Source organism: Ruegeria sp. O5 (assembly GCF_056535105.1).
The window spans coordinates 606,930-632,522 of sequence record NZ_JBQERN010000001.1; the positions used below are offsets into that span (position 1 = coordinate 606,930).

Sequence of the window (25,593 nt, forward strand, 5' to 3'; positions counted from 1 at the left end):
TTATCATTCTGTAAACGCAACCGCAGGCAACGGAGCATCGGGTGATTGTGAAACACATCTTTCTGATCCATCTGCTACTGTTCGCAAGCACCGGTCTTGCAAACGCCGAGACCTCCTGTGCAGAATCCCCCCTCTCATCCGAATTGGCGCTACCCGATCTGGAGGAGGAAGTCGCAACCGAACACATCGAACCTGCCGCGGCTGTCGAACCTGCGGTGCTGATCTCGAAACGCCCTGCGCTGCGCCCTTGCAAGTTCCGCCAGTTTGAAGTGGGTCGTCAGCGTATGCGCGACCGCGGCGCGGTCTGTGGTGACTGGACCATTCTGGGCGAAACCCGCGCGTCTTTGGCTGGAAAAGCGCTGGGTTGCGGCATCGCCAACCCGGTCCGGATTTACAGAATTTCGGACATTGCGCTCAGCCAGTTTTCGCTGATGGACTGTCAGACAGCTGTCACGCTGAAAACGTGGATCGAAAACGTCGCCAAACCCGTCTTCGCTGATCTGGGTGGTGGGCTCAAGGGGATGCGCGTTGTTGGCCACTATGCCTGCAAGACGCAGAACAGCCAGCCCTATGCGCGCATTTCCGAACATGCGCGGGGTCGGGCCATCGATATCTCGACCTTCGTGTTGCAGGACGGAACGCAGATCACCGTTCAGGACGGGTGGAGCGATACCGATCAAAGCGCCGTGTTGCGAGAGTTGCACAGCGGAGCCTGTGGCCTGTTCGGAACTGTTCTTGGTCCTGATGCTGACCGGTATCACAAAGGGCATTTTCACTTCGACACAGCCCGACGCAGTGGCAAACCTGTGTGTCGATAACGCGTTAGCCAGTACCAGGATGTAGCCTCAACCCACCGGTTGAACGTTCACTGAACTGACCATGCCGCCGCCCACCAGTGCTTTCACCCCGGTTGTTCCGGGGCACGAGGTTGGCAATCCCCGCGCCACGCGCACGGCCAGATAGGCAAAAGCCTGCGCCTCGAGCATGTCACCGTCCAGCCCCACGGCCTCGACCGGTTCGACCGGGCAGTCGAGGGACACGCGCAGCATCTCCATCAACACCGGATTGCGCCGACCGCCGCCTGTAACCAGCACGCAAGACGGCGGTTGCGGACAGTGTTCCATCCCCTGCACCACCCCCGCTGCGCACATCCCGGTCAGGGTCGCCACCGCGTCAGCGTCACCCAGTTCTTTCACCAGATCGATCATCTCAGAGAAATCATTCCGGTCCAGCGACTTGGGCGGCATGCGTGCGAAGAAAGGCTCAGCCAGAAACAGCTCCAGCGCACCCATTTCGACGGTGCCATTGCGCGCAACTGCTCCATCCCGGTCCATCGGCTGCCCCAGCCGGGCCTGCATCAGGTCATCGACCGGTGCATTCGCCGGCCCCGTATCAAAGGCAAGCAGCGCCCCCGGCGCCTCGGGACCATCAAAGCTTGGGTCCACATAGGTCAGATTACCAACACCGCCCAGGTTCAGAAAGCACAACGGGCGGTCCGCACCAAACCACTTGGCGCAAGCAAAGTGAAAAAACGGCGCCAGCGGAGCACCCTCGCCCCCCATCGCCACGTCATCGCTTCGGAAGTCCCAAACCACCGGGCGCCCCAAAGCCTGCGCCAGACCAAGACCATCGCCCACCTGCAATGTCCCGCGCCCGCGCGGTTCATGCGCCAGCGTCTGGCCGTGAAAGCCGATCAGGTCTACATCTTCAAACTCGGACAGCGCCTCGGCATGGGCAAAGGTCACCATCTCAGCTGCCGCATCGACTTGCGGGCCGTGCCATTGCCCCAAAGCCGCCCGCAGAATTTCGCGTTCGGCTTCGGTATAGGCGCGATAACCGCTTTTCCCGAATCCAGCGATGGAATGCCCGTCGGTTTCCACTACCGCAGCGTCCACCCCGTCCAGCGACGTACCGGACATCGCGCCCAATGCCCGAACCATTCCGTGTTTCTTGATGGTTTGGCCCACGCCTGCCTCCTGATCTGGCAATGTTTCCGCCGTGCCCGGGGTTTCCGGACTTCACCTCTGGGTTGCAGCTTGGTCAAGGTGCTTTTGTTATGCCGCCTTGGCAAGCCTTCTGATTGGGCGCGTCGGTTTTTTTCCGACGTCGCGCTTCAGGATCAACACCCCGGCCATCAAGGTGCGCGCGCAAATCACGGCACGCGCTTTTAGAGTGAAAAGGTGGCTTTTCCTCATCCGCAGCGCCGCCTATACAGTGCCCCGCAACACAAACCCCGAGGGCACGATATGACCTACCACCCCAAATCGGATTTCATCGCCACGATGATCGAGCGCGGCTTCCTCGCCGACTGCACCGATTATCAGGGCCTTGACGACGCGCTGATCAGTGGGTGCAAGCCGGCCTATATCGGCTTTGATGCAACGGCCAAGTCGTTGCATGTGGGCAGTCTGATCCAGATCATGATGCTGCGCTGGTTCCAGAAGACCGGTCATCAGCCGATCACCCTTATGGGCGGCGGCACCACCAAGGTGGGCGACCCCTCGTTCCGCGCGGATGAACGCCCCCTGCTGGGTCCCGAACAGATCGACGAAAACATCGCAGGCATCAAAAAGGTGTTCGCGGCCTATATCGATTACGACACTGACGCCGAAAACAAGGCGCTGATGTTGAACAATGCCGAATGGCTGGATGATCTGAACTACCTCGATTTCCTGCGCGACATCGGGCGGCATTTTTCGGTCAACCGGATGCTCAGCTTTGAATCGGTGAAATCCCGGCTGGATCGCGAACAGTCGCTGTCGTTTCTCGAGTTCAACTACATGATCCTGCAAGCCTATGACTTTCTGGAGCTGAACCGCCGCTATGGCTGTGTTCTGCAAATGGGCGGCAGCGACCAGTGGGGCAACATTGTCAACGGTATCGACCTGACCCGCCGGGTGCTGGATCACGAGATCTACGGCCTTACCTCACCCCTGCTGACCACCAGCGACGGCAAGAAGATGGGCAAATCGCAGGATGGCGCGGTCTGGCTGAACGCCGAGATGCGCTCGCCCTATGAATTCTGGCAGTTCTGGCGCAACACCACCGATGCGGATGTCGGGCGGTTCCTGAAGCTCTATACCGAATTGCCGGTGGATGAATGTGACCGTCTTGGCGCGCTTGCCGGGTCCGAGATCAATGAGGCCAAAATCCGCCTCGCCAATGAGGTGACAGCCCTTCTCCACGGGGCGCAAGCTGCGGCAACGGCCGAAGCCACGGCCCGTGAAGTGTTCGAAAAAGGTGGCGTTGGAGACGATCTGCCCACCCTGACCCTCAGCGCGGACGAGCTGGGCGACGGCATGTCCATCGTGCAGATCATTGTCAAATCAGGCCTCGCCAAATCCGGCAAAGAGGCCAAGCGCCTGATTGCTGAAAACGGGGCCAAACTGGACGACGCTCCGCTGACGGATGCAGGTTTGATGATCGACGCGGGCGCATTGTCATCCCCGATCAAGCTGAGTGCAGGCAAGAAACGCCACGCATTGGTGCAACTGGGCTGACGCCCCTTTCACCTTTGATTGCAAAGCAGGAAACGGCCACCCGATTGGGTGGCCGTATCTATTTTGGAATGGGCAAGGCTACTGACGTCCCTTTCCGCGACCGGGCCGGTCGCTTTCGCCCTCGTCGTCATTGGCGTTGTTTCCGCGACCCGGACTGCTGCCCTCGCCGCCGTTGCCGCCGCCATTGTTCCCCTTATCGCCACCTTTGCCGCCGCCGTTATAGCCCCTTCCGCCGCCGTTATTGCCTTTGCCACCGCCGGGTTCACCATCGCCACCGCCGGGTTCACCACCGCCACCACCGGGCTCTCCACCGCCACCGCCGGGCTCTCCGCCACCGCTGGGTTCACCACCGCCACCACCGGGTTCTTGGCCGCCGTTGTCAGGCTCTCCTCCACCACCAAGACCGTCAGGACCAACCGCGTTCGCAAATCCTGCCCCGCCGGGTTCTGAACTGCGGCTTTCGCCCCGATTTTCTGCCGCGCCGGTCAAGCTTGCCGTTGGCAAATCCGTCAACAACGCGGCCAGCCCCGGGCATTGCGCCCCGGTAACGCGCAGCGTTGTCTCAAAATCCGGTCGCTTCTGAAGTCTGTCCAGAAAGCTCGGGGTCACCTGAACACAATCGCAAAGACCGGCATAGTCGCCTGCATTCGCGAAATTTCGGGCCGTTTTCCAGTTACACGTTTCCGGCGCTGCAACAGCACTGCCGGCAACCACAATCCCAAAGACAGGTGCAGCCAGAACAGCGCCCAGTGTTTGTTTCATACCATTTACCATATCGGAACCTCCTGACGAAAAAACACGCAATGGCTGTGATTACTTCGTTCACGAACAGGCGCGTTTCCGTGAAGCGCGGATTAAGATGCCTTAAAGATGCGTATTGACCCGGCGGCGGTCAGTCCGCCCCGCCCCTTTTGGCGTTCAGGCTCAAAGATGTGGACACCGCCCCTGCAAAGCAGTTATTGAACAGTTGTTCATATCCCAGGGAGGAGCTTCGATGCACTTGTCCACCACAGCCGCTCTTGTCACCGGCGGCGCATCCGGTCTGGGCGAAGCCACCGCCCGTCACTTTGCCGCGCAGGGCGCGCAAGTCACTATTCTGGACCGTGACGCGGACCGTGGCGCTCAAGTCGCCTCCGAAATCGGCGGATTTTTTGCGCTGACGGATGTAACCGACGAAACCTCGGTCGCTGCTGCCGTGCGCCACGGCATGGACAAGATGGGCAAGATCACCGCGACTGTGAACTGCGCGGGTATCGCTTATGGAATCAAGACAGTCGGCAAGGATGGGCCCCACCCGCTGGACGCGTTCCAGCGTACGATCGACATCAATCTTGTCGGCACATTCAACGTCTCAAGGCTGGCCGCTGCCGAGATGGCAAAGAACGAACCCGAACCGGACGGGGCGCGCGGTGTGATCATCAACACTGCATCTATTGCCGCATTCGACGGCCAAAAGGGACAGGCGGCATACGCTGCATCGAAAGGCGGGGTTGTTGGCATGACCCTGCCAATGGCCCGTGATCTGGCCTCGACCGGGATTCGCGTCATGACCATCGCGCCGGGTATCTTTATGACCCCGATGCTGGCGGGCCTTCCCGAAGACGTGCAGAAACAACTGGCCGCCGACGTCCCGAACCCGGCCCGCCTGGGCGACCCTAAGGAATACGGGCGGCTGGCCGGTTTCATCGTTGAAATGGGCTACCTGAACGGCGAGGTCATCCGCATCGACGGCGCTCTGCGGATGCGATAAGACAGCTCTATGTTGGAGCGCCAGAAAATGCAGTCCGGGCAGTGGTATTGCTGTCTCGATCCTGAGTTGGACGATCTGCGCGCGCGGGCACGACGGGCTGTTCACGCTCACAACACCTGTCCGCCCGACACACGCGGCGCGATGGCCCCGGAACTACACGCGCTGCTGGGCCATGTCGGCGAGGACTGTTTTCTCGAAGCCCCTTTTCACTGCGCGTATGGAATGAACATCCATCTGGGCAGCCGGGTTTTCTTCAATGCCGGATGCGTGGTTCTGGACACGGCCCTCGTTCGGGTCGGCGACGACACGATGTTTGGCCCCAATGTTCAGATTTACTGCGCTCATCATGCCAAAGACCCGGCTGATCGGGCACAAGGGTTGGAAATCGGCCTGCCCGTCACCATCGGCAGGCAGGTTTGGGTTGGCGGCGGAGCGATCCTGTTGCCCGGCATTACCATAGGCGACTACGCCACAATCGGCGCAGGCAGCGTCGTCACCAAAGACGTCCCCGCCAGAGAAACCGTAGCAGGTAATCCGGCAAAACGTCTGGCGCGCTAAGCGCTTTCAGCCTTCTCTTCGAGCGTCAGCCATTCCTCTTCAGCGGCCGAGAGTTTCTCCTGCCGCTCAACCAGCGCCTCGGTCGCTTTTTGGAACTTCACCGGTTCGCGCGTGAACAGCCCGGGGTCGGACATCAGCTCTTCCAGCTTGGCAATCTCGGCCTCAAGGCGCGCGATCTCGGCAGGCAGTTTCTCCAGCCGGTGCTTTTCCGAGAAGGATAGGCCGGATTTCGGCTTTTCTTCCTGCTTGATCTTTGGCTTTGAAGCTTTTGCTTTTTCTACGCTTTTTTGGCTCACGTCGCCACGCTGCGCGATGTAATCCGACCAGCCGCCAGCATAGACTGCCGCCCGTCCGTTCCCCTCCATCGCGATGGTGGTTGTCGCCACGCGGTCCAGAAAATCCCGGTCATGGCTCACCAGCAGAACGGTGCCGTCATAATCATCCAAAAGCTCTTGCAGCAGGTCCAGCGTCTCGACATCCAGATCGTTGGTCGGTTCGTCCAGCACCAGAAGGTTCGAGGGTTTCGCCATCAGTTTGGCCAGTAACAACCGGGCTTTTTCCCCACCCGACAGGGATTTGACGGCTGCTCGGGCCTGCCGTTCGTCAAACAGAAATTCCTTGAGATACCCTACAACATGTTTGGGCTGCCCGCCCACCATTACCTGATCGGCCTTGCCCGACACCCGCATTTCCGGATCGCCGGTCAGACTGTCCCACAGGCTCATCTCGGGGTCCAGTTGGGCACGGGTCTGATCGAACACCGCGATTTCAAGGTTCGTCCCCAAGGAAACCGAGCCCTCGTCCGACTCCACCTGCCCCAGCAGCATCTTCAGCAACGTTGTTTTGCCAACACCGTTCGGCCCGACAAAGGCCACCCGGTCGCCGCGCTGTACCAGCAGATCAAAGTTCCGAACGATCTGCTTGTCGCCAAACCCTTTGGCCAGCGCCCTGGCCTCAATCACTTTACGGCCTGATTTTGGCCCGGCCTCCAATGCCATTGCAGCCGAACCCTGACGTTTGATCTGCGCCGCCTTTTCGGCCCGCAACGCCTGCAAGGCCCGCACCCGGCCTTGATTACGTTTGCGTCGGGCGCTAATGCCCTCAACCGCCCATTTCGCTTCTGACTTAATCAGGCGGTTCAGCTTGTGGCGTTGCTGGTCTTCTTCCTCCCATACCTTGTCCCGCCAGGCCTCAAAGGCTTCAAAGCCCTGTTCCTGTCGCCGAACAGCCCCCCGGTCGATCCAAAGTGTTGCCCGCGTCAGCGCCCTTAGAAAGGCCCTGTCATGCGAGATCAGCACAAAGGCCGCTCGGGTCGCGCCAAGTTCGCGTTCCAGCCACGCGATGGCTTCGATATCCAGATGGTTGGTCGGCTCGTCCAGCAACATCAGATCCGGTGCTTCGGCCATCAGCTTGGCCAGCGCAGCCCGCCGCCTCTCTCCGCCCGAAGCCGTCTCAACTGCCCGTGAAGGATCGAACTTCAACCCTTCACCGGCCCGTTCAACCTTGTAAAGTTCTCCCGGCTCCAACCCGCTGGACGCGTAATCCCCCAACGTGGCAAAGCCCTCCATCGTCGGATCTTGCTCCATATAGCCAACGGATTTTCCGGGCGGCACGACAATCTCGCCCCGATCCTCCTCGACCAGACCGGCCATCACTTTCATCAGCGTGGATTTTCCGGACCCGTTTCGCCCCACCAGCGCAACACGATCACCGGGCTGAACCACCAGATCCAGTTCGGAAAACACCGGGTCACCCCCGAAAGTCAGGGAAATGCCGGACATCTGCAACAAAGGAATTCTCGCCATGTGCGCCAGCTAAACCGGCTGACACATTGCGTCAACGCCCCGTCTTCACCTTTTGAAAAATACTCAATCTACCCGGCCACCGCCCGCAACAGACGTTTGCGTGCCGGGGGGATCGCACCGATTTCCACCCCTGTGAAAACGTGCAGCGTGTTCATGTGGCGATCCACCACTGCATGATCGCTGACCCAACCGCCCATCATCAGATAGGTCCGCAACAAGGGTGGCATCCGCAGCATTGCCTTTTTCACATCCGGTCTGCGCCGCAGACGCGCGGCAAAACGAAACACATCCGGAGCCTTCACGCGCGGCAACCAACGTTTCGGGCCCAGATGGCGGTGTTTGAGCATCGCAAACGCATCCAGATACTGCTCAGTTGCGGTTCCGGCAAAAGAGGAACATCCAAACAGCATCTCGACGTTGTTCCGGTCAACGTAGGCCGTCATTGCCCCCCAGGCTATACGCAGGATGTCGGGGTCGCTGTGATCGGGATGGATACAAAATCGTCCCATTTCAACCATCCGGCCTTCGAAGCCTTCGAGCGAGGTCAGGTCGTAGAACTGTGCCGAATAACTTCGCCCGATCTCGCCGCCACTATCCATGGTCAGCATCCGAAAGCAGCAGACCAGCCGGTCTGCCGAGCGCATATCCTCGATCAGGATATGGCTACAGCGTGCATCAAACTCGTCGCAGTCCGGTTGCTCTGTGCCAAAAGCCAAGGTCCGCAATGCCTGAGCTGTTCTGATATCCTCGGGCGATTGCGCCAGTCTGGCGCGATAGCGCCCCTTGCTTAACAAAACTGCCGTTGCCACGGTCGCGTCCTCCACGGTTGCCGACCCTCAGGCGTCGGTACGACACCGTTAGCACAAGACATGTGACTGCCCTGTGACTACCGCAAGGTTTTGGCGCAAATTAGTTGGCGCCCGGAATGTTGGCCGGATTGAAGTTGCCGATATTGCCCAGCAGCTGACGCAGGAAGCCTTTGTCCTGAACGTTGGAATCGGTAACGCGGCGCTCCAGAGCAATCACATTCCCGTCTTCAAGACCAAAGCGTTCGATATTTCTGACAACACCGCGCTGATCAAAACTGATGGCAACCAGTTCGCGCGATACCACCTCGGGCCGTTTCGGACCGTAGTGGCGCACGCGAGAGCGGACGTAGTAATAGCCCGAATCCCGAACCACGCCGGATGCGCCCGGCGCGCCGATGGCCTCTTGCACACTGTCCCGCGTGTCTACGCCCACTTTGATTTCCGCCAGTTCCTCGGCCGGTGGCACATAGCCGTGATTCTTGAAGACAGCCGTACAAGCTCCGGTCGCAGCCAGACAGGCAACAAACACAAGCGATTTCGCAGCTGGTTTCAACCGGTTCACTACCTTCAACATCTGCACCCTCTTGCCTTGGCCTTCTTCGGCTTCTATCCGATTACATAAACCGCTGCCACGGTTCAACACATAGAAAGGCTCACGAATGAGCAACGCGACATCATTTCGGGTGTCTGACCTGCCGCAGAACGCCCCGACACGGTTCGATCTGCGCCCTGCAACCACCGTGCTTGAGCAAATCAGGCAAGACCTTGGGCTGCTGGGGCTGCGCAAGCTCAGCTTTTCGGGCGACCTGCGGGCGCAGGGCAAACGGGACTGGGTTCTAAACGGCAAACTCGGCGCAACTGTCACCCAACCTTGCGTGGTGACGCTGGAACCGGTGACGACAAGGATCGACATTCCAGTGCACCGGACATTTCTTGCGGATTGGGCAGACCCTGATGATCCAGAGTTCGAAATCCCGGAAGATGACGAATCTGAACCTTTGGGACCGGAAATTGATCCGGCCCTTGTCATGATCGAGGCCCTGTCTCTGGCTTTGCCACAATATCCACGGAAAGACGGCGCGGAACTGGGTCAGGCTGCCTACACAGAACCGGGCAAACAGGCGATGACGGATGACGATGCCAAACCCTTTGCGGGATTGGCAGGATTGCGCGATGTGCTAAAAAAAGACGAGTGACAGGTGCCGGATTTCCTGTCATAGCAGGCGGTCAGAAAAATCGCTTGAACATGCCGAGAATCGCAGTATTTTCGCGCGCTCATCGGATTTTGGGTTGGACATTGCGGGGCTCGTCGCCTAAACGCGCGTCAAACCACGATAAACGAACTACGAAACCCGGGTCGGCAGCGAATCTGCGGCCCCCAGTCAGACAAAGGTTGAGACCATGGCCGTCCAACAGAACAAAGTTTCCAAGTCGCGTCGCAACAACCGCCGCGCACACGACGCTCTGGTTGCTGCAAACCCGAACGAATGCCCGAACTGCGGCGAGCTGAAACGCCCGCACCACGTTTGTGCATCTTGCGGCCACTATGACGATCGCGAAGTCGTCGCACAGGCCGACGAAATCGATCTGGACGAAGACGCAGCCTAAGCCTGATCGAGCGCAGGCCAAGGCATGAACGATCAGCCCACGCACGCCGGACGGATCACCATCTCGGTTGACGCAATGGGAGGGGACGCAGGCCCCGCTGTCGTCGTTGCAGGTCTGGCAAAATCGGCTGGCAAGAACCCGAATATCGGGTTCCTGCTGCACGGGCCCGAACAGGTATTGCGCAAGCTGGTTGCTAAACGACGTGTCCTTGAAGGGCGCGTCGTTTTTCGTGATTGCCCCGACGTTGTCACGATGGAGGACAAGCCCAGCCAGGTTGTGCGCAACGGCAAGCAGACCTCAATGTGGTCCGCGCTGGAAGCGGTTCGTCAGGGCGAAGCTCATGGCGCAGTGTCCTGCGGAAACACCGGTGCCCTGATGGCCCTGTCGATGATGCGTCTGCGCAAATTGCCGGGTGTGAACCGCCCCGCAATCGCGATCCTGTGGCCTTCGCGCAACCCGCAAGGGTTCAATGTAATGCTGGATGTGGGCGCCGATGTACGCGCCGACGCCAAGGATTTGCTGCAATTCGCCCTGATGGGCGCGTCTTATGCGCGCAACGGCATGGCCCTGAACCGCCCCCGGATTGGGCTGCTGAACGTTGGCACCGAGGAGCATAAGGGCCGCGCGGAACTGAAAGAAGCGCACGCCTTGATCTCGGATTTCGCGGAACAGGCGAATTTCGAATTTGTTGGCTTTGTCGAAGGCAGTGATATTCCCGGTGACAAGGCAGATGTCATTGTTACTGATGGGTTTACGGGCAATGTTGCGATCAAAACAGGCGAAGGCACCGCCAGCCTGATCGGAGAGCTTCTGCGTGAGGCGTTCAAATACTCTCCGTTGTCCCGATTGGCTTCGATTCTGGCCATCACGTCACTACAGCGCCTGAAAAAGCGCATCGATCCGCGCCGTGTGAACGGTGGCGTGTTTCTGGGTCTGAACGGGACCGTTATTAAATCCCACGGCGGGGCAGATGCGACCGGAGTGTCGGCGGCGATCAAACTGGCCTTTACTCTGGCACAGTCCGGTTTCGCCGAAAAATTAGCGGCGCGGGTTGCATCCACAGCCCAGCTTGAACAAGATGCCGCGCAAGCAGCGCCGCAGACCGATAAATAACAAAAAAGGCAGTACCCCAAAAATGGCAGGCCGTTCAGTTGTAGTAGGTGTCGGGCATTATTTGCCGGAACGTATTGTTCCCAATTCCGAGTTCGAGAAAACGCTGGACACGACGGATGAGTGGATCAGAACCCGGTCGGGGATCGAACGCCGTCACTTTGCCGCCGATGACGAAACAACGTCGGACCTGGCCACCAAGGCTGCCGAGGCTGCGCTGGCCGATGCGGGCCTGACAGCGGATGATATCGACGCGATCGTCCTGGCGACCTCGACCGCGGACCTGACCTTTCCTTCTGCCGCGACCATGGTTCAGGCCCGACTGGGCATGACCAAAGGGTTTGCCTTCGACGTACAGGCTGTCTGCGCAGGATTCGTTTTCGCCCTCAGCAACGCAAATGCTTTGATTCTGTCAGGTCAGGCCAAACGCGTGCTGGTCATTGGTGCCGAAACCTTTTCCCGGATTATGGACTGGACCGACCGCTCGACCTGTGTTCTGTTCGGGGATGGTGCCGGCGCATTGGTACTCGAAGCGCAGGACGGCGAAGGCACCGCTGCGGATCGCGGCATACTTGCAACCGATCTGAACTCGGACGGGCGCTACAAGGACCTTCTTTATGTCGATGGGGGAGTTTCGACCCAATCCACCGGGCATCTGCGTATGCAGGGCAATCAAGTCTTCCGACATGCCGTTGAAAAGCTTACCAAAACCGCTGAGACAGCCCTGGGCCGCGCGGGGCTGAGCAGCGCTGACGTAGACTGGATTGTTCCTCATCAGGCCAATATTCGCATCATTCAGGGCACGGCCAAAAAGATGGGCCTGCCAATGGAAAACGTAGTTGTGACCGTTCAGGATCACGGCAACACCTCGGCTGCATCCATCCCATTGGCATTGTCGGTTGGTAAACAACGCGGGCAGATCAAACCCGGCGACCTGATCGTGACCGAAGCGATTGGCGGCGGTCTGGCCTGGGGCGCGGTGGTTCTGCGCTGGTAACCGGCGCAATCCAGCTTACACAGCTTCTTGCAATTCATTGATATTGACAGCGAATTTGCCGTACCCGTATGCTTTGACAGCAACAGGGGAAATGACATGGGCGACAATACACTGACTCGAATGGATCTGAGCGAGGCCGTCTTTCGCGAAGTTGGGCTTTCGCGCAACGAAAGTGCGCAGCTGGTCGAAAGCGTTCTGAACCACATGTCCGACGCTCTGGTGCGTGGTGAGCAGGTGAAAATCTCGTCCTTCGGTACGTTCAGTGTTCGCGACAAGACCGCGCGAGTCGGCCGCAACCCCAAAACCGGCGAAGAGGTTCCGATACAGCCCCGCCGTGTACTAACCTTTCGCCCGTCGCATCTTATGAAAGATCGCGTCGCCGTCGGGAATCGCAAGTAACCCCAGGGTCACGCGGATATGAGCAAATCCCGCGACGCGTTTCGCACGATCAGTGAAGTAGCGGATTGGCTTGGTGTCCAGGCCCATGTCTTGCGATTCTGGGAAAGCCGCTTCACTCAGGTCAAACCGGTCAAACGCGCGGGCGGGCGCCGGTATTATCGCCCCAATGACATGCGTCTTCTGGGGGGCATCAAGAAACTGCTTCATGAAGACGGGACCACAATCAAGGGCGTGCAGCGCATCCTGCGCGAGCAAGGCGTCGCACATGTCGCAGCACTGTCTCCGCCTCTGGACGAACCGGGCCCTGCCCTGATTGAACCCGTTCAAGGTACTGTGGTGCCGTTCGAACCCAAACCAGCTGCAGCCACCGAACAAATCCCTATGGATCTGGACGAACCGGCCAAGCAGCCGGTGAATGAAGGTGTGCAGGCCGAAGCACTTCCCGCGGCTGTGTCAGAACAAGAACCAGAGTCTGACCTGAACACAGCGCCCCTGATGGGCGGAATTGCTTCGCTGGCGTGGAAGTGCGCCGACTTTGACGACGAACTTCTGCGCCGGATTGCACCAATTGCAAAAGACCTGCGCCGCTGGCTGGATCGGGTCGAAACACAGGCGACGGGTTAGGAAAAAAGGCAGTGTTTTCCTCTTGCCCCTGCCGGGAAAATCTTTATGAACGGCCCAACGTCGGGCTATGGCGCAGCCTGGTAGCGCGTCCGTCTGGGGGACGGAAGGTCGCAGGTTCGAGTCCTGCTAGCCCGACCAAATCACACCGACGTTTATGGCACAAAGGCCAGATCCCGCTCTGGCACACGAGGGGATCGAGATGACAGGTGTTTGCGCGAACCAGCAAATCGAAGCGATGATCGCGCGCGGAGAGATCGCCGCCAACCCCGATGTCCTGCCAGCGCAAATTCAACCGGCCAGCCTTGATTTGCGTTTGGGAACAGTGGCCTACCGCGTTCGTGCCTCGTTCCTCGCGGGCGAAGGACGGACCGTTACGGATCGCTTGGCCGAGTTTGAAATGCACCGCATTGACATCTCGGACGGCGCTGTTCTGGAAAAGGGCTGCGTTTATCTGGTACCTCTGATGGAATCGCTTGCCCTGCCCCGCGAAATAACCGCCGTCGCCAATGCCAAAAGCTCGACCGGGCGGCTTGACCTTCTGACCCGTACCATCACCGATGGTGGCACCGAGTTCGATCGCGTGCCCGCAGGCTACAAAGGCCCGCTGTACGCCGAGATCTGTCCACGTTCGTTTTCGGTTCTGGTCCGACCCGGTATGCGTCTGAACCAGATCCGTTTCCGTCAAGGTCAGGCCGTCTTGTCTGACGCGGAACTGACCGCCCTGCACGCCGAATCGCCGTTAGTAGACGGCCCTGCTGTAATTCAGGACGGTCTTGGCTTTTCGGTCGATCTGCAACTGCCCGATACCGATCTGGTCGGCTATCGCGCCAAGCCCCATACCGGGGTAATCGATCTGGACCGAATTGGCGAATACGACCCCCAGGACTATTGGGAGGAAGTGCGCACCAAGGACGGTCGCATCATACTTGACCCCGGTGCATTCTATATCCTTGTCAGCCGCGAGGCGGTCCATATCCCGCCGATGTATGCCGCCGAAATGGCACCTTATCTGGCGATGGTTGGTGAATTCCGGGTGCATTATGCCGGATTCTTCGATCCCGGCTTTGGCCATGCAGCCGCCGGAGGGGCCGGATCGCGTGGCGTGCTTGAGGTGCGATGCCACGAAGCGCCTTTCGTGCTGGAGCACGGACAGGTGGTCGGGCGTCTTGTCTATGAAAAAATGGCCGAGATGCCCACGCAGCTATATGGTGCCGGGATTGCATCGAACTATCAGGGGCAAGGCCTGAAACTGTCCAAGCACTTCAAAGCGGTTGGCTAATCCTCAGAATTTCTTGCAACGGTGCTTGTGCTAGATAACCCGCGTTGCCTGTCGCAGGTTCTGCGCCTGACCTGTAGTGACCTGTCAGGATTTTTACTCCTCAAACAGTTCCGACTGGTCTTCGTCCACTTCGTCTTCACGCGCCTCGCCCAACGGGATCGCTCCCGGTGGGGGCCGGTTTTCCAACAAACCCGCAGCCCTTAGCTCCTTGAGACCCGGCAGGTCGCGGGCGTTCTCCAGACCAAAATGATCCAGAAACTCGGACGTCACCACAAATGTCACAGGACGACCCGGTGTCATACGGCGACGGCCCAACCTGATCCACTCCATCTCAAGCAACTGGTCAATCGTCCCGCGAGAAACTGACACACCGCGAATTTCCTCAATCTCGGCGCGGGTGCAGGGCTGGTGATACGCGACGATGGCCAATGTCTCGATCGCGGCCCGGCTGAGTTTACGGGACTCGACCGTTTCCTTCTGCATCAGAAAGCCCAGATCGGGGGCTGTGCGAATCGCCCATGCCTCCCCCACGCGCACCACGCGCACGCCGCGCCCTTCGTAACGTCTCTGAAGCAATTCAACGGCTTGCGCGGCGTCGCTTCCATGCGGCATCCGCGCCTCAAGATCGGCAATCGTCACCGGATCGGCACTGGCAAACAACACAGCCTCGACCATACGCTCCTGTTCCGCCAGGGGTGGCGCCTCGAACAGGGTACCGGTTTCTTCTGGGGCATCAGTCACGTGTCTGTGTCCTTTTGCGCAAATGGATCGGCGCGAATGTCTCGCTCTGCTTGATCTCCATATGTCCTTCTTTCACCAGTTCCAGCGAGGCCGCAAAGGTCGCAGCCGTCGCCGACCTGCGGCGCACCGGGTCAGTATCCCAACCATCGGGCAGATAGGTTTCCATATCGGTCCACGTCCCCGCAAAACCGATCAGCGGGCGCATCCGCTCCAGTGCCTGCTCCATCGTGAACACCGCATCGCGGTCCATCACAAAGGGGCGGAATTCGTCACGGGTGCGGATACGGGCATACCCCTGCATCAGGTCCAGCAGCGTGGCGGAATAAGTCACGGTGCGAATGCGGGTGACGTCCTCGCCCTGCCCGCGTTTGAAAAAATCACGCCCCAGTTGGTCGCGGGCCATTAGCCGTGCAGCGACGTCACGCATCGCCTGCAGGCGTTCAAGTTGAAACGCCAGATGCGCGGCCAGTTCTTCACCCGATGGCCCTTCGTCATCGGGGTCTGGCGGTAGCAGTAAACGGGACTTGAGAAAGGCCAGCCACGCAGCCATGACCAGATAATCGGCGGCCAGTTCAATGCGCAGCGCACGTGCCTTTTCAACAAAGGCCAGATATTGCTGCGCCAGCGCAAGAACCGAGATCTTGCGCAGATCCACTTTTTGCGTGCGTGACAGGGTCAACAAAACATCCAACGGGCCTTCGAACCCGTCGACATCAACAATCAGCGCTTCGGCCGCAATACGATCCGCGACCGAGACAGGGTCTTCGCTAAAAAGATTATCGTTCATATACCTGCCCGCCCATTAGGGCAGATAGTTCCGCTTCGGCGGCTTGGATGTCAAGTTCCCGCGGGCGTTTGCGCATCGCCAGCGCCCGTTCTGCGCGGGCTTGTGCCACATCCGACATTTCTCCGGCAGTTTCCATCACAGCGGCACGTTCAGAAAAACTGCCATTGCAATGCAGGACCACATCACAGCCCGCCTGCAAAGATTGGCGAGTGAGGTCCGTCAACGCCCCACTGAGCGCCTTCATCGAGATATCGTCGGTCATGATCAGGCCGCCAAAGCCGATATTGTCTCGGATCAGGCCCATCATGGCCGCAGAAATGGTGGCTGGCCGGGGATCGATCTGATCAAAGACCAGATGCGCCGTCATCCCCATCGGCAGGTCGTTCAAGGCGCGGAACGGCGCGAAATCGCTGTATTCCAACTCTACCAGCGGCAAATCAACATGCGGCAGGTCATGGTGACTGTCCAAAGTGGCCCGGCCATGGCCGGGAATGTGCTTGAGAACCGGAAGAACGCCCCCGTCCAACAGGCCCTGTGCCACGGCCCTGCCGACCCTGGAAATCTGCTCAGGATCAAAGGCATAACAGCGGTTCTTCAGAAACGCGTGGGTCTCGGGCCACGCCACATCGACCATGGGGGCACAGTTGCTGTCGATACCCAGACCAAACAGCTCATCCGCAATCAGGCGGTACCTGAGGTACATGGCGCGTTCCGCTTGATCACCCGCCCTGGTCACATGATCCAGCGGCGGCTGCCATTCGCGGGCCAAGCGTGCGCGCAAACGCTGTACGCGCCCACCTTCCTGATCAATGGTAATGGGACAGTTGCGCCCAACGGCCTCGCGGAAATCATCACACAAGGCCCGCACCTGATCGGCGCTTTCAATATTGCGGGCGAACAGGATGAACCCAAACGGGTTCATCTGGCGAAACAGGTCTCTTTCCTTCTGCGTCAGGCGCAGGCCTTCAGCATCTGTGATCGCTGCTCCGAACTTCACCTCACGGCCACCGGGATACAGTCAGCGCCTTGCGCGACCAGAGCAGCGCAGAACTGGCGCGAGTCGCTCAGGTCTTCGAACCCCAGAACACGAAGGCGGTAGAAGGTCCGTCCACCGCTTGAAGTTTTCTGGATAACCCGCTGTTTTCCCGACAAATAATCACCAAATTGACCATTCAAACGGTCCCACTCGGCCTGTGCCACTTGCGTGCTGTCATAAGCTCCAAGCTGCGCCAGCCGGGTTCCCTTGGCCAGTGTATCCGGATCAACATCCACCCCGACCGCGGCTTTCACCGCTGCATTGATGGCGTCTTCGGAAGTCTCACTGGGCGCGACCTGACTGCGGGTGGACCGTGCCGGACGCGTCACAGGGCGCAATGATCGGCGCACGCCCGGCAACTCGGCGAAGCTCGGGTCCGGCAAGGCCGCAGCAAAATCTGCCGGGTCAATGGCGGGTTCTTCATCAGGGGTGGTCAGCGATGCCAGTTGCACACCATCTTCGAACTCTTGCTGCGTTTCTGCCGCCGCACCCGCCAATTCCGCAACCAGCGCATCTACTGCGTTCTGGCGCAAGCGCGCGGCCTCCTGCGTGGTGATCGGTTCTTCGACCACATGCAGCGCAGGGGTCGGCTTCAGTTCTCCGGCGGGCAGATCTTCGTCCGTCAAGGACACCGGGCGCGGCGCAAGGATCAACCGGTCGGCCGGCGCCGCAGCACTGCCTTCGGCGGCGACGGCATTCACGGCAAAGCCCTGATGATCGGCCGGAGTTCCACCCGGATTTTCCGGCTGTACACGCATCGGCCCTTCGGCGGCACGAACAACCGGCACGCCGCTGACATCGCGCATGATCAGTTGATAGCCCCAGACCCCGACACCGGCGACCAGCGCCAAGGATGCAACAGCCCCCAGAAAATTGACCGCCCTGCCCAGACCAAACGAGCCACGCGGCGCGTCATCTTCCTGCATGTCTTCGGGAAAATCATACACATCATCAGAATGCGCTTGATTCGGGTAATGAATCTGCCCGGGGCGTTGATGCCCCGAGTAATCGTAACTCGCCATGTCCGCCTCACTGCCCGTTTCGCGCCTGAAAATAAGGCCCGCGGGTCATTTCTTGCCTACCTCGTACCGGCGGTTCGGGCGATATTCGTTACCGCATCTCCTGCGCCGGAGTAACGCCAAGAATACCCAAGCCCGCTGAAATCACAACAGAAACGGCCCGGGCCAAAGCGATTTTTGACTGGCTTGTGGCAACATCGCCATCCTGGATGAAACGCAGTTGCGTCTCGTCATTGCCCTTGTTCCACAACGCGTGAAAGTCGCCTGCGAGTTCATAGAGATAAAAGGCGACCCTGTGCGGTTCATTGGTTCGGGCCGCAATCTCGACCAGCCGTGGCCATTCTGCCAGCTTCTTCGCAACAACCAGTTCCGAGGCATGATCGTTCTTGCTCAGGTCAGCGCCCTCAAGGGTCGCATCATCAGCCGCAATCCCAGCCTCGGCCGCACGACGCAGCACGCTCATGACACGGGCATGTGCATACTGAACGTAGAACACGGGGTTCTCGCGGCTTTGTTCCAGCACCTTGTCAAAATCGAAATCCAACGGCGCATCGTTCTTGCGAGTCAGCATAACAAACCGCGTCACGTCCGGGCCCACCTGATCGACCACATCGCGCAGAGTGACAAAGTTCCCTGCCCGCTTGGACATCTTGAACGGCTCACCATTCTTCCACAGCTTCACCAGCTGTGTCAGCTTGATATCAAGCGGCACCTTACCGTCGGACAGTGCCGAAACAGCCGCCTTCATCCGTTTGACATAGCCGCCATGGTCGGCGCCAAACACGTCGATCAGTGCGTCAAAACCACGGGTCACCTTGTCATAGTGATAAGCAATATCCGGGGCAAAATAAGTCCAGCTACCATCCGATTTCTTGACAGGGCGGTCGACGTCGTCGCCATGTTCGGTCGATTTGAACAGCGTCTGTTCGCGTGGCTCCCAATCCTCGGGCTTTTTGCCTTTCGGCGGCTCGAGCACGCCTTCGTAAATCAGGCCCTTGTCAGTCAGCGATTGCAATGCGGCCTCAATCCGACCAGTGCCATAGAGAGATTTTTCCGAGAAGAACACATCCATCTCGACGCCCAGCGCTTTCAGGTCAGCGCGGATCAGATCCATCATCGCGTCAGTCGAGAACTCACGCACCTCTTCCAGCCAGTCACTTTCCGGCTTGTCGATCAGGCTGTCGCCGTATTTCTCTTTCAACGCCTCACCGATCGGGATCAGGTAGTCGCCAGGATAAAGACCTTCGGCAATCTCGGGGCTCAGACCATTGGCCTCGCGATAGCGTTCGTAAGCCGAGCGCGCCAGCACATCCACCTGCGCACCGCCGTCGTTGATGTAATACTCACGGGTCACGTCATGGCCGGAATAGGCCAACAGGCTTGCCAGAGCATCCCCGAAAACCGCGCCCCGTGTATGACCCACGTGCAGCGGACCGGTTGGGTTGGCCGAAACATATTCAACGTTGACCTTTTGCCCATGGCCCATAGTCGAGCGGCCATAATCGGTGCCCTTCTCCAGCACGGCCGCCAGCACGCCTTGCCAGACCGACGGTGCCAGCCGCAAATTGAGAAAGCCCGGACCCGCCACATCGGCGCTGGTGATCCGATCATCCGCCACCAGCTTCCCTGCCAATGCCTCGGCAATGTCACGCGGTTTCATCCTGGCCGGTTTTGCCAGCACCATCGCCGCGTTGGTCGCCATGTCGCCATGCGCCGCATCACGCGGCGGTTCGACCGCCACGTTGTCAAAATTCAGCCCCTCGGGCAACGCGCCTTCGGACTGCATCTGTGCCAGCGCGTCCAGTACAAGGCCGCGGATCTCGGAAAACAGGTTCATTTCGGATGTCCTTTTGCTTGCCCGGCGGTTTACCACGCATCACGGCAAGGTCAATGGACGCCTATTGTTTGGACATGGTTTGCGCCCAATGTCTGCCAATGGCGCCCAGATATCCTCTGTCTGAAATTTCAAATACCCTGCGCGCTGTCCGTCGTACGGCTTCTGATCATCGCTTCCCGCCCGCGCAAGGTACTAATCAACCCGCAATAAAGGTCGCAAACATGGACCATTACCCGTGTCATTGCGGCCCAGTCAGCCCGTCAGCCGCGCGTGATCCTGCAAAGCGAAACGGTCGGTCATTCCTGCAATATAGTCCGATACGATCCGGGCCAGAGCAGTCTCGTCCGCCGCAGCTTCAATATCCTCGTGCCAGCGTGCGGGCATCTGTTTCGGATCGTTCAGGTAGATCGGGAACAGGTCTTCGACAACCGTTGCAACCTCGGCCCGCACCTTCATGACGCTGGGCGCGCGATACATCCGGGTGAACAGGAACGCCCTGATTTGTTTCAGATCCGCCCAAGTCCCGACCGAGAATTGGATGACAGGATGCCCAAGATGGCGAATCTCTTCGACCGACTGCGCGCCCGAGGCCGCGATCAAGTCGCGCGACGTTGTGATGACGTCCGCCACCATGACCCCAAAAACCCTCCGCAGTGCTTCATGACGCCGCCGATACGGATCAAGACCGGGGTATTTCGCATCCACATCTGCGTAACACGCCCCCACGATCGGAAGGTGGCGCAGATCATCATCTTCAAACAACCCCGCACGCAACCCATCCAGAAGGTCGTGATTGTTGTAAGCAATGTCATCAGACAAGGCCGCCACCTGCGCCTCGGCACTTGCATGGGTATGAAGTTCAAGGTCAAAGCCCTGGTTGCATTCAGCCAGGGCCCAGGGCAGATCGCCAACAACCGGACCGTTATGCTTGGCGATACCCTCCAGACATTCCCAAGTCAGGTTGCATCCGTCAAACCCGGCATAATGCCGCTCCAGCTTGGTTACGATCCGAATGGCCTGCGCGTTGTGATCAAACCCCCCGTAAGGTGCCATCAGCGCGTGGAGGGCGTCCTCACCCGTATGACCAAAGGGCGTATGACCCAGGTCGTGCGCCAGCGCTACAGCTTCGGTGAGTTCAGCATTCAGGCCCAACGCCCCTGAAATTGTTCGCGCGACCTGAGCAACTTCGATGGAATGGGTCAGCCGTGTTCGATAACTGTCACCTTCATGCTCGACAAAGACTTGCGTCTTGTGCTTGAGCCGCCGAAACGCACTGGCGTGAATGATCCGGTCGCGATCACGCTGAAAGCTTGACCGGAAGCTGCTCTCTTCCTCTGGCACCAGCCGCCCCCTTGCGCGGTCTGGGTCCGAAGCAAAACCCGCTCTGTCCAAAGGCCTTGTCCTTGTCGCCTGTCTTTTGGTTTCATATATTGTAGGACGCTTGGGAAATAAACCTTTGGAGACCGGCATGAATCTGCCCCCATCAGTCACCGAACGCGCCTTTGACCGCCTTGCCGAAATCGGTGCCGCGGAACAGGGGCAAGCCCTGCGTGTCGCAGTGGAGGGCGGTGGATGTTCCGGTTTTCAATATGAAATTGCTCTGGATACGCCAAACTCCGACGACCTCATTCTTGAAGGCAAAGGGCAGAAAGTCATCGTCGACCCGATCTCTCTGCCCTTTCTTGAAAACGCGGTGATAGATTTCACTCAGGAGCTTATTGGTGCGCGGTTTGTGATCGACAACCCCAACGCCACCTCTTCCTGTGGCTGCGGCACGTCGTTTTCGATGTAACCGGTGGGGGCTTTGCCCCCACACCCCCAGGATATTTTCAGCCAGATGAAGCAGGGATCCGCTCTCTGACCAAAACGACCAGAGAGCTTCACCTGGCGCGGTCATCGGCGTCCCCGCCTGTACCGCCCCTTCAAGTATCGAAAAATGGTTAAGGATCCGTTTCTTCATCTGGCTAAAAATATCCCGGAGCGCGAGGCAGAGCCTCGCTAATCCGATCTCCGACTTGCCGCTGGGCCCGTTCTGAGCGATAGGTTGCCACAAGGTTTCGGAGGATCGCGCATGAAAATCGCCACGTACAACATCAATGGCATCAAGGCGCGAACCGAGGCGCTGCCCCGCTGGCTGGACGATGCCCAACCCGACGTTGTTCTTCTTCAGGAAATCAAATCCGTCGACGAAAACTTCCCCCGCGAGATGTTTGAAGATCGCGGGTACAACGTGGAAACACACGGTCAAAAAAGCTTCAATGGTGTTGCGATCCTGTCGAGGCTTCCGCTGGAGGATGTATCACGCGGCCTTCCCGGTGATGACAATGATGAACAGGCGCGGTGGATCGAGGCGACCGTCGTGGGCAAAAAGGCCTTGCGCCTCTGTGGGCTGTATCTGCCCAACGGGAATCCGGCACCCGGACCGAAATACGATTACAAGCTGGCCTGGATGGAACGGCTTTATGAACGCGCAAAGGGTTTGATGGAATCAGAAGAGCTGGCGCTAATGGCGGGCGATTATAACATCATCCCACAGGCCGAGGATGCCAAACGCCCCGATGCCTGGCGGGAAGACGCGTTGTTCCGCCCGGAAAGCCGGGCCGCCTTTCGAAAAATCCTGAACCTTGGCTTTACCGAGGCCTTCCGCGCGACAACGCAGGGTCCCGACCACTATTCCTTCTGGGATTATCAGGCTGGCGCGTGGAACCGGAATGACGGAATTCGGATTGATCATTTCCTGTTGACGCCACAAGCGGCCGACCTCATGCAGGATTGCCAGATTGATGCGGCTGTTCGGGGGCACGAAAAGCCATCCGATCACGTTCCCGTCTGGATTGACCTGGATCTTTGAGGCCCTAGGCAACCGTGACGTCGTGACTGTAGATCCATTCATAGCGTTGGGACAACCGGGCACCAACGACTCTCAGCACACATTGCGCAGCCAATCGGGCTGGGCCGCGCAGATGAAAGTTCCGCGCATTTGATCCGGCCGCCGCGACAACGCGCTGCGCCCTTGGTTTGCGGGTCGTTTCATAGGTTGCCAACGCGCTGGTGATACCCGATCGTTCGTCAAACGCGCGCGTCAGCACCCAGGCGTCCTCGAGCGCCAGACATGCACCCTGTGCCATAAATGGCAATGTTGGATGGGCCGCGTCCCCTAGCAGAACCAACCGACCATTCTGCCAGTTTTGGGCGACAGGCCGAAGAAACAATGCCCACAGATGCACATCCGTGACTTTCGACAGAATGTCGCGCGCGGGGCCACCGAAATCGGCAAATCGCTTACGCAACTCGTCAGGATCGCCCGTCTGACGCCATCCTTCTTCCCGCCAGTCCGAACGCTCCTCGACCGCGACAATGTTCATCAGGCTTTCGTCACGCAACGGATAGGTTACCACATGCCGCCCAGGCCCCATGGTCAGGGACGCCGAAACCGGGTCGCGACCGGGCTGCCAGGGGATGGTGGCGCGCCACGCTACCTGATGCGTGAACTCCGGCGCCTCTGCCCCGTTCAGAGCCGGGCGGAGCACGCTGCGGCCGCCATCGGCCGCAATGGCGCATTCTGCGCGAATTCGCTCGCCTGACGCCAAGACCACCTCTGCCTCGTTGGGGTGCTTTTGCACATGCGAAACTTTGGCACCCAACCGGAGATCCACGCCTGCGTCACAGGCCGCATCATGAAGAAGGTTCAGAAGGTCGGCACGGTGGTAGTAGTAGGTCGGACCAGCTGCGGGGCCTGGCAGCCGACTGACCACGCGCCCATTTCGGTAATCGCGCAAGACAGTTCCATGGGATTTCTGCCCGACAGAAAGACCTGTGACGCCAAGTGCATGAAGAACGCGCATCCCGTTCTCGCTGATCTGCAAACCAGCACCGACTTCGGTCAGGGCCGGGGCTTGCTCCAGAAGCGTGACATGCGCCCCACGGTGTTGCAGCGCCAGTGCCGAGGCCAGGCCGCCGATTCCACCGCCGATTACACAGAATTTCAATCCGTCTATCTTCATGACACCCACATAACGCAAAAACGCCGGAGCCACAGGCCCCGGCGTTTGGATTTCTTACACATACCCGGCGATTAATCGTCGCGGTGGACCTTTTCGCGACGCTCGTGGCGCTCTTGCGCTTCAAGTGTCATGGTTGCAATCGGTCGCGCGTCCAAACGCTTCAGCGAGATCGGATCGCCCGTCATTTCGCAATACCCGTATTCGCCATCATCAATCCGGCGCAGGGCCGAGTCGATCTTTGCGACCAGCTTCCTCTGACGATCACGGGTCCGAAGTTCCAGCGCACGGTCTGTTTCTTCGCTAGCGCGGTCCGCGACGTCCGGAATGTTGCGGGTGTTGTCTTGCAGCCCTTCGATGGTGTCGCGGCTACCAGCCAGTAACTCTGTCTTCCAATCCAGCAGCTTGCGACGGAAATACTCAAGCTGACGATCATTCATGAAAGGCTCATCTTCGGCCGGACGGTAATCTTCCGGCAGAAAAACTTCCTGCTTCATATTTGCTCCCTCGGTATGGCCAGTAACGTCGTTCGAGGCTGTTTCAGCTGACATTTGGCTCTCCCTTCTGCGCAGCGTTTAGCCGACGGGCGGTGGAATGTCACTACACAAACGTTGCGCAACAGTGCACCCCCGCGGATTTGTCTAACTATGAGACAAACATCAACAAAACCTTGTATTTCTATGAAATTTGACAGGCTTTTTTGGGGCGAGAGGTACAACGTCCGGGAAAGGTCTACATCGGAATCAAGCAAAAGGGCTTGGAGTTGCAGCACAATTCCCGCCGGGCGACGCAGGGACGCGGGTTGTAAAAAACCTTGCCGCTCTGTAACCCGGAAACCACAAGCTGCCCGTCCAACGCAATATACGCACGAGAGGCCCATGACCGCACGTTTCCAAGGTACAGCCGAATATGTCGCCACCGACGATCTGACCATTGCCGTGAACGCCGCTGTCACGCTTGAGCGCCCCCTGTTAGTGAAGGGCGAACCCGGTACCGGCAAGACCGAGTTGGCCAGACAGGTAGCCGGTGCGCTGGGGCTGAAAATGATCGAGTGGAATGTGAAATCCACCACCCGCGCGCAGCAGGGTCTTTACGAATATGATGCCGTCAGCCGCCTGCGTGACAGCCAACTGGGCGAAGAGCGTGTCCATGATGTGTCGAACTATATCCGCAAGGGCAAGCTGTGGCAGGCCTTCGACGCCGACGAAAAGGTTGTTCTGCTGATCGATGAAATCGACAAGGCGGATATCGAGTTCCCCAATGACCTGTTGCAGGAGCTCGATAAGATGGAGTTCCACGTCTACGAAACGGGCGAGACGATCCGGGCCAAGCACCGCCCTATCGTCATCATAACCTCGAACAACGAAAAAGAGCTGCCAGACGCTTTCCTGCGCCGCTGTTTTTTCCACTATATACGCTTTCCGGATGAGGCGACGATGCGCCGGATCGTTGATGTGCATCATCCCGGCATCAAGGACGCACTTCTGACCGCCGCGCTGACGCAATTCTATGAGATCCGAGAGACGCAAGGGCTCAAGAAAAAGCCCTCGACCTCGGAGGTGCTGGACTGGCTGAAGCTGTTGCTGGCCGAAGACCTGACGGCCGAAGACCTCAGGCGTGACGGGGCCAGCGCGCTGCCGAAGCTGCATGGCGCTTTGCTGAAAAATGAACAGGATGTGCATCTGTTCGAACGTCTTGCTTTCATGGCACGTGGCAAACGCTAGCCTGCGTGT

General features: G+C 59.0%; 27 protein-coding genes and 1 tRNA gene. 15 read left to right on the forward strand and 13 right to left on the reverse strand.

Features of this window, described 5'->3' with window-relative positions; translation table 11 throughout:
* Positions 1 to 41 precede the first annotated feature (41 nt).
* Positions 42 to 818, forward strand: coding sequence for an extensin-like domain-containing protein (locus ACR0M3_RS03005; protein WP_480909647.1), 777 nt, complete (start codon positions 42 to 44; stop codon positions 816 to 818).
* 27 nt (positions 819 to 845) lie between these two features.
* On the opposite strand, the gene ACR0M3_RS03010 is transcribed toward ACR0M3_RS03005, so the two are convergent.
* Complete coding sequence (locus tag ACR0M3_RS03010) at positions 846 to 1,940, reverse strand: anhydro-N-acetylmuramic acid kinase (RefSeq protein WP_480909848.1); 1,095 nt, start codon at positions 1,938 to 1,940, stop codon at positions 846 to 848.
* 306 nt (positions 1,941 to 2,246) lie between these two features.
* On the opposite strand from ACR0M3_RS03010, the gene tyrS reads away from it, so the two are divergent.
* On the forward strand, positions 2,247 to 3,500 hold the full coding sequence (tyrS, locus tag ACR0M3_RS03015; protein WP_267363943.1) for a tyrosine--tRNA ligase: 1,254 nt from the start codon (positions 2,247 to 2,249) through the stop codon (positions 3,498 to 3,500).
* Between the two features lie 78 nt (positions 3,501 to 3,578).
* Here tyrS and ACR0M3_RS03020 read toward each other — a convergent pair whose 3' ends face one another.
* Positions 3,579 to 4,274 (reverse strand): hypothetical protein, encoded by a 696-nt coding sequence (locus tag ACR0M3_RS03020; protein WP_480909650.1) that lies wholly within the window; start codon positions 4,272 to 4,274, stop codon positions 3,579 to 3,581.
* Positions 4,275 to 4,494: 220 nt separating this feature from the next.
* Between ACR0M3_RS03020 and ACR0M3_RS03025 the strand changes: the two genes are divergently transcribed.
* The gene (locus ACR0M3_RS03025) at positions 4,495 to 5,250 is read left to right on the forward strand and encodes a 3-hydroxyacyl-CoA dehydrogenase (protein WP_480909652.1); all 756 of its coding nucleotides are present in this window, start codon (positions 4,495 to 4,497) and stop codon (positions 5,248 to 5,250) included.
* Between the two features lie 27 nt (positions 5,251 to 5,277).
* A complete protein-coding gene (locus ACR0M3_RS03030; RefSeq protein WP_480504857.1) occupies positions 5,278 to 5,808 on the forward strand; it encodes a sugar O-acetyltransferase in 531 nt (176 codons plus the stop codon).
* Here ACR0M3_RS03030 and ACR0M3_RS03035 read toward each other — a convergent pair.
* The 3 genes from ACR0M3_RS03035 to ACR0M3_RS03045 form a co-directional block, all read right to left on the reverse strand.
* Positions 5,805 to 7,613 (reverse strand): ABC-F family ATP-binding cassette domain-containing protein, encoded by a 1,809-nt coding sequence (locus tag ACR0M3_RS03035; protein ID WP_480909654.1) that lies wholly within the window; start codon positions 7,611 to 7,613, stop codon positions 5,805 to 5,807. The genes ACR0M3_RS03030 and ACR0M3_RS03035 overlap by 4 nt on opposite strands.
* A gap of 68 nt (positions 7,614 to 7,681) precedes the next feature.
* On the reverse strand, positions 7,682 to 8,422 hold the full coding sequence (locus ACR0M3_RS03040) for a GNAT family N-acetyltransferase (RefSeq protein WP_480545469.1): 741 nt from the start codon (positions 8,420 to 8,422) through the stop codon (positions 7,682 to 7,684).
* Positions 8,423 to 8,522: 100 nt separating this feature from the next.
* The gene (locus ACR0M3_RS03045; protein WP_480545467.1) at positions 8,523 to 8,996 is read right to left on the reverse strand and encodes an outer membrane protein assembly factor BamE; all 474 of its coding nucleotides are present in this window, start codon (positions 8,994 to 8,996) and stop codon (positions 8,523 to 8,525) included.
* Between the two features lie 85 nt (positions 8,997 to 9,081).
* On the opposite strand from ACR0M3_RS03045, the gene ACR0M3_RS03050 reads away from it, so the two are divergent.
* From ACR0M3_RS03050 to ACR0M3_RS03085, 8 genes are all read left to right on the forward strand, one after another.
* Complete coding sequence (locus tag ACR0M3_RS03050) at positions 9,082 to 9,618, forward strand: YceD family protein (protein WP_480545465.1); 537 nt, start codon at positions 9,082 to 9,084, stop codon at positions 9,616 to 9,618.
* Positions 9,619 to 9,823: 205 nt separating this feature from the next.
* Positions 9,824 to 10,030 carry a 50S ribosomal protein L32 gene (gene rpmF / locus ACR0M3_RS03055; RefSeq protein ID WP_008756996.1) on the forward strand — a complete coding sequence of 69 codons (207 nt, stop codon included), beginning with the start codon at positions 9,824 to 9,826 and terminating at the stop codon, positions 10,028 to 10,030.
* 24 nt (positions 10,031 to 10,054) lie between these two features.
* Positions 10,055 to 11,143, forward strand: coding sequence for a phosphate acyltransferase PlsX (gene plsX / locus ACR0M3_RS03060; RefSeq protein ID WP_480584706.1), 1,089 nt, complete (start codon positions 10,055 to 10,057; stop codon positions 11,141 to 11,143).
* Positions 11,144 to 11,165: 22 nt separating this feature from the next.
* Positions 11,166 to 12,137, forward strand: coding sequence for a beta-ketoacyl-ACP synthase III (locus tag ACR0M3_RS03065; protein WP_480909656.1), 972 nt, complete (start codon positions 11,166 to 11,168; stop codon positions 12,135 to 12,137).
* A 96-nt stretch (positions 12,138 to 12,233) separates the two neighbouring features.
* A complete protein-coding gene (gene ihfA / locus ACR0M3_RS03070; RefSeq protein ID WP_209503673.1) occupies positions 12,234 to 12,536 on the forward strand; it encodes an integration host factor subunit alpha in 303 nt (100 codons plus the stop codon).
* A gap of 18 nt (positions 12,537 to 12,554) precedes the next feature.
* On the forward strand, positions 12,555 to 13,160 hold the full coding sequence (locus ACR0M3_RS03075) for a MerR family transcriptional regulator (protein ID WP_480538040.1): 606 nt from the start codon (positions 12,555 to 12,557) through the stop codon (positions 13,158 to 13,160).
* 61 nt (positions 13,161 to 13,221) lie between these two features.
* Positions 13,222 to 13,298, forward strand: a tRNA-Pro gene (locus ACR0M3_RS03080).
* 61 nt (positions 13,299 to 13,359) lie between these two features.
* The gene (locus ACR0M3_RS03085) at positions 13,360 to 14,439 is read left to right on the forward strand and encodes a 2'-deoxycytidine 5'-triphosphate deaminase (protein ID WP_480909659.1); all 1,080 of its coding nucleotides are present in this window, start codon (positions 13,360 to 13,362) and stop codon (positions 14,437 to 14,439) included.
* A 93-nt stretch (positions 14,440 to 14,532) separates the two neighbouring features.
* On the opposite strand, the gene scpB is transcribed toward ACR0M3_RS03085, so the two are convergent.
* The 6 genes from scpB to ACR0M3_RS03115 all read right to left on the reverse strand — a co-directional run bounded on the left by scpB (position 14,533) and on the right by ACR0M3_RS03115 (position 21,251).
* A complete protein-coding gene (gene scpB / locus ACR0M3_RS03090; protein ID WP_209503670.1) occupies positions 14,533 to 15,180 on the reverse strand; it encodes an SMC-Scp complex subunit ScpB in 648 nt (215 codons plus the stop codon).
* Positions 15,173 to 15,967: a segregation and condensation protein A gene (locus ACR0M3_RS03095; RefSeq protein ID WP_480909662.1), complete on the reverse strand. Its 795-nt coding sequence runs from the start codon at positions 15,965 to 15,967 to the stop codon at positions 15,173 to 15,175. Before ACR0M3_RS03095 ends, scpB begins: the two co-directional genes overlap by 8 nt.
* Positions 15,957 to 16,964, reverse strand: coding sequence for a beta-N-acetylhexosaminidase (gene nagZ, locus ACR0M3_RS03100; protein WP_480909664.1), 1,008 nt, complete (start codon positions 16,962 to 16,964; stop codon positions 15,957 to 15,959). The genes ACR0M3_RS03095 and nagZ overlap by 11 nt, the downstream gene beginning before the upstream one ends.
* Entirely contained in the window at positions 16,961 to 18,025 is a 1,065-nt protein-coding gene (locus tag ACR0M3_RS03105; protein WP_480772821.1) for an SPOR domain-containing protein, read from the reverse strand. The genes nagZ and ACR0M3_RS03105 overlap by 4 nt, the downstream gene beginning before the upstream one ends.
* 88 nt (positions 18,026 to 18,113) lie before the next feature.
* Positions 18,114 to 19,859 (reverse strand): arginine--tRNA ligase, encoded by a 1,746-nt coding sequence (argS, locus tag ACR0M3_RS03110; protein WP_480772822.1) that lies wholly within the window; start codon positions 19,857 to 19,859, stop codon positions 18,114 to 18,116.
* A 252-nt stretch (positions 19,860 to 20,111) separates the two neighbouring features.
* Positions 20,112 to 21,251: a deoxyguanosinetriphosphate triphosphohydrolase gene (locus tag ACR0M3_RS03115; RefSeq protein WP_480480518.1), complete on the reverse strand. Its 1,140-nt coding sequence runs from the start codon at positions 21,249 to 21,251 to the stop codon at positions 20,112 to 20,114.
* Positions 21,252 to 21,327: 76 nt separating this feature from the next.
* Between ACR0M3_RS03115 and ACR0M3_RS03120 the strand changes: the two genes are divergently transcribed.
* Together ACR0M3_RS03120 and xth are read left to right on the forward strand one after the other, a co-directional pair.
* Positions 21,328 to 21,651 carry a HesB/IscA family protein gene (locus tag ACR0M3_RS03120; protein ID WP_480772824.1) on the forward strand — a complete coding sequence of 108 codons (324 nt, stop codon included), beginning with the start codon at positions 21,328 to 21,330 and terminating at the stop codon, positions 21,649 to 21,651.
* A gap of 279 nt (positions 21,652 to 21,930) precedes the next feature.
* Positions 21,931 to 22,710 carry an exodeoxyribonuclease III gene (gene xth / locus ACR0M3_RS03125; RefSeq protein ID WP_480538056.1) on the forward strand — a complete coding sequence of 260 codons (780 nt, stop codon included), beginning with the start codon at positions 21,931 to 21,933 and terminating at the stop codon, positions 22,708 to 22,710.
* A gap of 4 nt (positions 22,711 to 22,714) precedes the next feature.
* On the opposite strand, the gene ACR0M3_RS03130 is transcribed toward xth, so the two are convergent.
* On the reverse strand, positions 22,715 to 23,863 hold the full coding sequence (locus tag ACR0M3_RS03130; RefSeq protein ID WP_480772825.1) for an FAD-dependent monooxygenase: 1,149 nt from the start codon (positions 23,861 to 23,863) through the stop codon (positions 22,715 to 22,717).
* A 71-nt stretch (positions 23,864 to 23,934) separates the two neighbouring features.
* Entirely contained in the window at positions 23,935 to 24,357 is a 423-nt protein-coding gene (gene dksA, locus ACR0M3_RS03135) for an RNA polymerase-binding protein DksA (protein ID WP_209504868.1), read from the reverse strand.
* Positions 24,358 to 24,738: 381 nt separating this feature from the next.
* Between dksA and ACR0M3_RS03140 the strand changes: the two genes are divergently transcribed.
* Positions 24,739 to 25,584 carry an AAA family ATPase gene (locus ACR0M3_RS03140; protein WP_480473265.1) on the forward strand — a complete coding sequence of 282 codons (846 nt, stop codon included), beginning with the start codon at positions 24,739 to 24,741 and terminating at the stop codon, positions 25,582 to 25,584.
* The last annotated feature ends 9 nt before the right edge of the window (positions 25,585 to 25,593 follow it).

Excerpts from the sequence above, each read along its gene's own strand:
- ACR0M3_RS03010 (WP_480909848.1), bottom strand. The coding sequence starts at position 1,940 with ATGGTTCGGGCATTGGGCGCGATGTCCGGTACGTCGCTGGACGGGGTG.
- tyrS (WP_267363943.1), top strand. The coding sequence starts at position 2,247 with ATGACCTACCACCCCAAATCGGATTTCATCGCCACGATGATCGAGCGC.
- ACR0M3_RS03020 (WP_480909650.1), bottom strand. The coding sequence starts at position 4,274 with ATGGTAAATGGTATGAAACAAACACTGGGCGCTGTTCTGGCTGCACCT.
- ACR0M3_RS03025 (WP_480909652.1), top strand. The coding sequence starts at position 4,495 with ATGCACTTGTCCACCACAGCCGCTCTTGTCACCGGCGGCGCATCCGGT.
- ACR0M3_RS03030 (WP_480504857.1), top strand. The coding sequence starts at position 5,278 with ATGCAGTCCGGGCAGTGGTATTGCTGTCTCGATCCTGAGTTGGACGAT.
- ACR0M3_RS03035 (WP_480909654.1), bottom strand. The coding sequence starts at position 7,613 with ATGGCGAGAATTCCTTTGTTGCAGATGTCCGGCATTTCCCTGACTTTC.
- ACR0M3_RS03045 (WP_480545467.1), bottom strand. The coding sequence starts at position 8,996 with ATGTTGAAGGTAGTGAACCGGTTGAAACCAGCTGCGAAATCGCTTGTG.
- ACR0M3_RS03050 (WP_480545465.1), top strand. The coding sequence starts at position 9,082 with ATGAGCAACGCGACATCATTTCGGGTGTCTGACCTGCCGCAGAACGCC.
- rpmF (WP_008756996.1), top strand. The coding sequence starts at position 9,824 with ATGGCCGTCCAACAGAACAAAGTTTCCAAGTCGCGTCGCAACAACCGC.
- plsX (WP_480584706.1), top strand. The coding sequence starts at position 10,055 with ATGAACGATCAGCCCACGCACGCCGGACGGATCACCATCTCGGTTGAC.
- ACR0M3_RS03065 (WP_480909656.1), top strand. The coding sequence starts at position 11,166 with ATGGCAGGCCGTTCAGTTGTAGTAGGTGTCGGGCATTATTTGCCGGAA.
- ihfA (WP_209503673.1), top strand. The coding sequence starts at position 12,234 with ATGGGCGACAATACACTGACTCGAATGGATCTGAGCGAGGCCGTCTTT.
- ACR0M3_RS03075 (WP_480538040.1), top strand. The coding sequence starts at position 12,555 with ATGAGCAAATCCCGCGACGCGTTTCGCACGATCAGTGAAGTAGCGGAT.
- ACR0M3_RS03085 (WP_480909659.1), top strand. The coding sequence starts at position 13,360 with ATGACAGGTGTTTGCGCGAACCAGCAAATCGAAGCGATGATCGCGCGC.
- ACR0M3_RS03095 (WP_480909662.1), bottom strand. The coding sequence starts at position 15,967 with ATGAACGATAATCTTTTTAGCGAAGACCCTGTCTCGGTCGCGGATCGT.
- ACR0M3_RS03105 (WP_480772821.1), bottom strand. The coding sequence starts at position 18,025 with ATGGCGAGTTACGATTACTCGGGGCATCAACGCCCCGGGCAGATTCAT.
- argS (WP_480772822.1), bottom strand. The coding sequence starts at position 19,859 with ATGAACCTGTTTTCCGAGATCCGCGGCCTTGTACTGGACGCGCTGGCA.
- ACR0M3_RS03120 (WP_480772824.1), top strand. The coding sequence starts at position 21,328 with ATGAATCTGCCCCCATCAGTCACCGAACGCGCCTTTGACCGCCTTGCC.
- xth (WP_480538056.1), top strand. The coding sequence starts at position 21,931 with ATGAAAATCGCCACGTACAACATCAATGGCATCAAGGCGCGAACCGAG.
- ACR0M3_RS03130 (WP_480772825.1), bottom strand. The coding sequence starts at position 23,863 with ATGAAGATAGACGGATTGAAATTCTGTGTAATCGGCGGTGGAATCGGC.
- dksA (WP_209504868.1), bottom strand. The coding sequence starts at position 24,357 with ATGAAGCAGGAAGTTTTTCTGCCGGAAGATTACCGTCCGGCCGAAGAT.
- ACR0M3_RS03140 (WP_480473265.1), top strand. The coding sequence starts at position 24,739 with ATGACCGCACGTTTCCAAGGTACAGCCGAATATGTCGCCACCGACGAT.